General features: G+C 72.4%; 2 protein-coding genes. Both read left to right on the top strand.

Annotated elements, in window-relative coordinates:
- Positions 1 to 1,224: 1,224 nt before the first annotated feature.
- On the top strand, positions 1,225 to 2,673 hold the full coding sequence (locus D471_RS42740) for an ADP-ribosyltransferase (protein WP_449406565.1): 1,449 nt from the start codon (positions 1,225 to 1,227) through the stop codon (positions 2,671 to 2,673).
- On the top strand, positions 2,667 to 5,696 hold a 3,030-nt coding region (locus D471_RS42320; RefSeq protein ID WP_040689517.1), incomplete at its 3' end, for an ADP-ribosyltransferase. The genes D471_RS42740 and D471_RS42320, both read left to right, overlap by 7 nt.

Consider the following 5,696-nt stretch of genomic DNA (forward strand, 5'->3'; position numbering starts at 1 on the left):
ACCGGTCTCGGCAGGAGGTACGAGACTCAGAAGTCCGCCGCCGACGCCGCACGAACCGACGCCGAAAGGGCCGGTGAGGACGCGGAGAGGGCGGATGACGAGTACGCCGACGCCGCACACGGCCTGGAGGAACGTCGGCACGAGACGGCCGCGGCCGAGCGAGCGCTGAACGACCTCCGCGCGCGTCTGCCCGAGGTGGAGAACGCGGCCCGGGAAGCCCGTGGCGCCTACGACGAGGCGGTCGCCGCCTCCGCCGATGGCCAGGGCGCGGAGAACGTCCCCTCAGCCGAAGCCGTTCAGCGGCTGAGGGACACGGCCGACGGCGCGGACCGGCGGCTGAACGAGGCCCGCGACGAGATCGAGCGGAGTGCCGACGGTCTCGACGCCCGGGAGCGGGACGATGCCCGGGCCGGGGAACACGTCCAGGAACTGCTCGGACGGGCGGAGGAACGACGCGCGCGGGCCGACGAGGCCGCCGGGCACCGGGACGACCAGCAGCGGGCCGCCGCCGAGCTTCGCGACCTGCGCGACAGCGCCCAAGAGAGCGCCGCGGCGGCCGACCAGCGCGCGCGGGACCGCGCCGCGACGGCCGCCGGTCTCCAAACCGCTCTGGGCGAGGCCGAGCAACGGTTCAGCAACGCCCGGGACGAGCGGGACTCCCTGAGGGACCGGCTCACGGACGCCCGGGACGAGCTCGACACCCGAAGCGCCGAGCTCCGCGACGCCCGGAACGAGGTCGCCACACTCACCGACGACGCGCGCAACCTCGAACGGCGGGCGCGACAACGCCTGGACGAGGCCGACGAGCTGCGCGAGCGGTCACGGAGGTCGAAGCAGGCGGGGGACGAGGAGGCCGGAGACCGGCCGACCTCCGACGACGCGCCCGCGAACCAGGGGGCCGGGGGGCGCCGTGCCGCCGACCCCGGCGTCGAACTCAGCACCTCGTCCGGTGCCGTCCGAGCCTCGGACGGGGACGACGGGGACCAGGACGCGGCGAGTGACAGCGACGGTTCGGACGCCAGTACCGTCCGTCCGCCGCGCACTGACGTGTCGCACCTGACCGACCCGACCGTCATGGCCGTCTTCACCCCGTCCACGCGGGGGTGGCCCGCGCCGCCCGCCTGGGGCCAGGGCCTGGGCCCCGAGGGCATGGCGGGGGCGCGGACGTTCGACACCTCCGAGGGCTCCGCGGCGTACCTGACGCGGCACATGCCCACGCCGGAGATGAACGAGACGGAGCGGGCCTACGTCCGGTACTACACGGCCGAGGGCAGCTACGTCATCAACGACGAGCTGCGTTCGGGGGTCGCGCCGGAGCGTGCCACGTCGAGTATGCGGGAGGCGGTACGCCACCTGGACGGGGTACTGGAGCGCTCCTCGCCCCCCGAGCCGATCCTGCTTCAGCGGAGCATCGACACCCTGCCCGAGGCGCTCGACACCTCGCCGAGCTCCCCCGACGACATGATGGCGCTGGTCGGTCGGACGTTCACCGATCCGGGTTACGGGTCCGCCGCCATGTCGCACCGGCCGCTCCATCCCGAACGGCGCATCCAACTCTCCGTCAGGGTGCCGCGGGGCTACCCCGCGCTGAACGCGATGGACGTCCCCGGTGTCACGAACCGCGACGAGCACGAGGTCATTCTCCGCCGGGACACCACGTACCTCATCCACAGTGTCCGAGAGCTGGAGCCCGACCAGTACGGTCTCCGGCACTGGGCGATCGAGCTCGAGATCGTGCCGGACGGATGGACCCCGACCGACGTCACCGCCATGCCCGTTTTCACCTCTCCCGGCCAGGGTGGGGAACAGACCACGGGATCGACCGACACCGCCACCAGCGACCGGAACGACGGGCGCGGTGACGCCTCCGCCAGTGGTCAAGGCGGCGGTCGCGGCGCCGGGGCCGGGCGTGGCACGGGCGGCGGTTCCGCCGCGGGAAGAGGACGCGGTCAGGGTGCTCCCCCGCCTCCTGACACGCGGGACGACGACGTCGACCGGCCGCTCGGCGACACGGGCGGCGCGGCCACCGAGCGCGCGACCCGACCGGCGGACACCCTGGCGGACCTGCTCGGCCCGCTCAAGCCTCCGTCGTGGCTGACCGGTCTGGATCCGAAGGAGCCGACCGCGACCTTCGACCTGGACACCAAACGGCCCTTCGACCCCAACGGTCTGCTCCAGATGCCGTTCCCGGACAGCGCGCCCACCACCACGGTCGACGGCACTGACCAACCGTCCGTCCAAGGGATGGAGCAGGCTCCGACCACGGTGTGGGCGCCGCCCCCCGCCTGGGGTGAGGGCGTCCGGCCCCAGGGCATGCGCGACGGCCGCGCCCTGGACGGTCCCGCGGACCTGTCCCAGGTCCTACCACCGACCACCCTGACCGACGAGCAGACAACCGCCGTCAGCGACTTCACCGCACCCGGCGGCGACACCACCGTCAACGACGCGCTGCGCAACGGAACCGACACCGGGGACACACGCACCACCGCAGAGACCCTCGACTCGCTGATCGCCCAGTCAAGCGTCTCCGAACCGGTCGTGCTCAACCACCGCACGAACAGCTCGTTCGCCGAACGGCTGGGGGCCCCCCCCNNNCCTACACCGAGCCCGGATACGTCACCGCGACCACCACCGCCCCGCCGCTGGACCACCGCAACCCCGTCGACGTGGTGATCAGGGTCCCCGAGGGCTTCCCCGCGCTCAACACCGCGGGCTCCTCCGATCCTCACCCGGGGGACGGGCCCGACGCGGTGCTGCGGCGCGGGACCACGTTCGTCGTCCACGACGTCCGACAGGTGCCTGACGAGCTCTACGACAACGACCACTGGGTGGTCGAGGCCGAGGTCGTGCCGGACGGATGGACACCGCCCGCCGACTGGCGCTCGACTCCCCACGACGGCGAGGGAGGACTCCCGGCCGCGCCTCGACCCGAGTCGGGGGCGACCGGCGACCTCATGGCCATGCCGGTCTTCACACCCCGCTCCGGCCCCGCCCAGGTCCCGGGCACCGTCGGAGCGGACGGGATCCGGCGATTCTCCTCGTTCCTGGAGGGCGCGAGATACGGCGACCAGTTCCTCGACGACCCGCGGTGGAACCGCAACGCGTTCCGGACCCGAACGGTCGAGCAGCAGCGTGCCGTCCTCGCCTACACCACCAGCAGCTGGCCGTACAACGACGTGCTCAGGGCCCGGGACGACGACGCCCGGGAGGAGCTGCTGGAGGACTGGTACGACGACGACGGAGACGGCTTTCCCCTGTACGAGCTGTCAGGATGGCCGCTGCGGCCTCCGACGCTCCAGGACATCCAGGACGCCTACGGGCGTCCCGGTCTGACCCCGGACCAGCGAAACATGATCGTCGACATCCTGACTTCCGGGGATCCCGACAGGACGCTCGCCGATCTGCGGGACGACGCTGGACGCGCTGGGCACCTGGTCGACTCGTTCGGACACTTCCCCACCCTCCAGGACCTCTACGACCGGATCTCCCTCATCGACCAGGCGCTCGACGCCAGTTACCTGCCTGAACCCCTGGAGGCGCACCGAGGTCTCTGGGGAGTCAACTTCATGGACGGCTTCGACCCGGACGACCCACAGGCGCTCGTGGGAACCGTGCAGACGGAAGCGGGCTACCTCTCCACCTCCCTCGGAGACGGGGCCGCGATCATCGGCATGCCCCGTTGGCCGGTCCATCTCCACCTCACCCTTCCCGCCGGGACCAGGGGGCTGTGGCTGGGCGGAAACAGCACCGCCCCCGAACAGCGGGAACTGCTCCTGCCACGGAACACCAGCTACCGGATCACCGGGGTCACCCAGGACGACGACGGCAAGATCCACATCGAAGCAGAGGTCCTGGTATCGCCCCCGGCCCACGTCGGCGGCGGCCATTCCCCCTCTTCCGCCCACCCCCTGGAGGAGGGCGACCCCGACCGCACCGTCAGCGACCACGACAACGGTCAGGATGACGGACGCGGCACCGGTGCCGGGCGCGGTTCCGGTGACGGTTCAGGCGGTGGTACGGGGCGGGGCACACCTCCGGCCGGGGCGCGCGACGGCGACGGCGTCGACCGGCCACTCGGAGACGTCGACGTCGACGACACCCGGAACGGCGCCCATCCCCCCGAGAGCACGACCGCGCCCCCGGACGGGCCGCTGGACGTGTTCGGCCTCATCAAGCCGCCGTTCACGCTGCCGGAGCTGGACCCCAAGCGGCTCCTGGACCCCAACGGGCTCCTCGCCCCAGCCCTTCCGCGCACAGCGAGTGACACCTCGCGCCCGTTGCCGCCCGACGTGACCGTCATGTCGGCCTTCACGCCCGAGCCGGGGCTGTGGGACAGCGACGACCTGCCCCTACCCGACCTGGACTGGATGGCCACCGATCCCGCTCCGGCCCAGAGACCGGACCAGACCCCGGACCCGGGCCTCACACCGTCCCCGGGCGCCATGGACTGGGCGCTGGACATCCCGTCCGACACCGACTCCCGACCCGGAGCCGTCGACCAGGAAGGACCCGTCGACGTCGACGACCGTCCGGGCACGATCGGCGGGGACGGCGTCCGACGCTTCGCCACCGACGGGGAGGGACTGTCCTACGGTGACAGGATTCTCGGTGATCCCGACACGAACCCCCACTCCTACCCGAACCTGCCCGAGGACCACCGGCGAGCGATCGACGGGTACACCGACCCCGACAGGATCCCCTACGACCGGCTCCTGCGGGCCCCGGACGACCAGACCCGACAGCGGATACTGCAGGAGCTGAGCTCGGACCGCGGCTGGAGCTTCCCCCTGTACGAGCTGACGGGGCCGGACCCGCGCACACCGACGATGTGGGACATCGGCGTCGCGGCCGGCCGGTCCGACGAGCTGACACTGGCTCAGCAGAGCTTCGTCGACGCCATCCTGAGCGCTTCCGACCCCCTTGAGGCACTCACCCACTGGAGGGACCAGGCGGGAAGCGCCGCTCGGTTGATCGATGCGTTCGGTCGCCTCCCCACACTCGAGGACATCGCTCAGCGCGTCAGCCTCATCGATGAGGCGATCGGTCGCAATCCGCTGCCCGAGCCCCTGCTCGTCCGGTGGGACGTGCACGACATCTCCCTCCTGACCGGGTACGACCCGGACGACCCGGATTCGCTCGTGGGGACGGTCCAGACCGAACGGGGCTACCCACCAACCTCCCTGGGAGCGGGAGCGCGGGTACCCGGGTCGGAGCGCGCGCCCTTCCAGTTCCACCTGGCCCTGCCCGACGGAACGCACGGCCTGTGGCTGGGCGACCGCGCCGACACCCGGGCCGACGCTCGCGGGCTGCTCCTGCCGCGCGGCACCCGGTACCGGATCACGGGCGTCCGGACCGAGGGCACCGGAGCCGACAGAACCCTCCACATCGACGCCACCGTCCTGCCGCACGAGCCGGACACCGGTGGCGACCGGCCCTCCCCCTCCGTCGACGTCGACAATCCCCCGGACACCGTCGGCGAGGACGCCTCCACCCACGACGACGCCGGTGACGGCGCGCCGGTCACGAACCAGGACGCCGACGGCCTGGCCTCGGATCAGCCTGCCTCCTCCGCCGCGTCCACCGCGGTCCGGAGCCCGACCCCGTCCCCGGGCGCGGGAGCCATGGACTGGGCACCGGACGCGACGCCCGCACCCGACACCGACTCCCGAGCCGGATCCGCCGCACAGGAAGGCCCC

Origin of the sequence: Nocardiopsis lucentensis DSM 44048, assembly GCF_000341125.1 — a bacterium.
Classification (GTDB): domain Bacteria; phylum Actinomycetota; class Actinomycetes; order Streptosporangiales; family Streptosporangiaceae; genus Nocardiopsis; species Nocardiopsis lucentensis.